Annotated in this window: 2 protein-coding genes and 1 pseudogene; all 3 read right to left on the minus strand. The window is 71.1% G+C overall.

The features are described 5' to 3' along the window. Window positions 1–632: beta-ketoacyl synthase N-terminal-like domain-containing protein (locus tag FVW20_RS14770; RefSeq protein WP_269145838.1), on the minus strand; the 632-nt coding region annotated here is incomplete at its 3' end. Between the two features lie 156 nt (window positions 633–788). Next, on the minus strand, window positions 789–1,205 hold the full coding sequence (locus tag FVW20_RS14775; RefSeq protein WP_196610204.1) for an acyl carrier protein: 417 nt from the start codon (window positions 1,203–1,205) through the stop codon (window positions 789–791). 112 nt (window positions 1,206–1,317) lie between these two features. Continuing rightward, window positions 1,318–1,562: pseudogene (locus FVW20_RS14780) on the minus strand (SDR family NAD(P)-dependent oxidoreductase); the annotation flags it as partial.

Consider the following 1,562-nt stretch of genomic DNA (forward strand, 5'->3'; position numbering starts at 1 on the left):
GCCTCGCCCACGGCCTGCAACGAGGCGGCGCAGGCCGTGCCCAGCACCAGCCCTTCACCCCGGACGCCGCAGCGCATGGCCACGGCGGATGCGGCGGTGTTGGGCAGCCAGCGCAGCATCCACAGGGCGTCGAGATCGGGGTGTTCCAGGCCGGATGTTGCGGCGCTGTCCCCAGTACGCGGGGCGCACGCGGCGGGAAAGTCTGCCCCCACGTCCATGTTGGGGCCGCTGGCCGCCACCAGCGCGGTGTCGTCCGGAAGGCAGGGCAGGGGATGCGGACAGCCGTCGCCCGCTGTCGAGTCGATGTCGCCCGTTCCGCCCGTTACCCTCCTGCCATTGTCGCAGGCGTATCCGGCCTGCCGGGTGGCGGTCAGGGCGGCGGCAAGGGCCAGTTGTCCCCCGCGCGAAAGATAGCGGCGGTGTCGCCAGCGTCCCGTGGCTTCGGTCGCGTCAAAGTCTGACACGGGGGAACAGGCCGCGCCGGGCAGGGCCGGGGCATGGCGGAACGCGCTGCGCCCCTCGCGGATGGCGCGCGCCATGTCCTGCGGGGTGTGCCCCAGCGGGGTCACCGCGCCCGCGCCGGTGATGACCACGCGGCGGGGGGGAAGGAAAATTGGATCAAGTGGGCGCATAGGAGAACCGGCAGATGGGTAAATGAGGATTTTCGTTCGCTGGCAGGCGATGTTTGACCGCGTTGCGCCCGATGCCCGTACGGCTCGCAAACGCACCCAACGGGCATGCTTCGCGCCCTTCGGGTCGGTCCGCCAACGTGCGAAACGACCATTTGGCTAACGTCGCGCGTTCCGCGTCAGGGACCACGCCACATAGGCCGCCACGTCGCCGATGGTCAGCACCGGGGGCGCGCCGGGCACGCGCACGGCTGCCAGCACCTCTGCCACGCGCGCGTCGGACAGGTGCGGGTATTCCCGCGCCAGTCGGGTTTCGGGCGCTTCGCCGGTGCGTTCCGCCTCCAGCACGTGGATGCGCAGGTCGGTGAGAAAGGCGGCGGCATCGCGCACCGGAATGGCGAAGCGGCGGTTCAGCCCCGCGCCGATTTCCAGCAGGTCGATGGATTCGCAGGGCAGGTCGGCCATCAGCCGGGTGTCGGGTGACAGGGTGGCGGCGTCCACGTCGAAGATGGGGGCCACCAGCGCGGCTATGGCCGCCGCGATGTCGTGCGGTTCGTGGGGGGAATGTGCGGGCATGGTGTTCTGCCTGTGGGGTTTGATGAAAAGGGAGGGTGAAGAGGGTTGCGTGCCGGAATGGAGGCCGGCCGGGCCTGCCGGGCCTGCCGGAGCATGGACTGTCGGAACGTGGTCAGCAGGTCGGCTTCAGCGCGCCGAAGCCGCCGTCGCAGGTCAGGGTGGTGGCGTTGATGGCCGTGGCCGGGGCGGACAGCAGAAAACGCAGGGTCTGCACGGCCTCGGCAATGGTCACGGTGCGCCCGGAGGGCGGCAGGGGGGCGTCTGCGGCACGGGATTGCAGGAACGGCGCGCCCCGGCCCGCCTCCAGCCAGCCCAGCCGCAGCGAACAGGCGGTGACTCCGCGCGGGGCCAGTTCCA

It is taken from the genome of Nitratidesulfovibrio oxamicus (assembly GCF_015731765.1).
Taxonomy (GTDB): Bacteria; Desulfobacterota; Desulfovibrionia; order Desulfovibrionales; family Desulfovibrionaceae; genus Cupidesulfovibrio; species Cupidesulfovibrio oxamicus.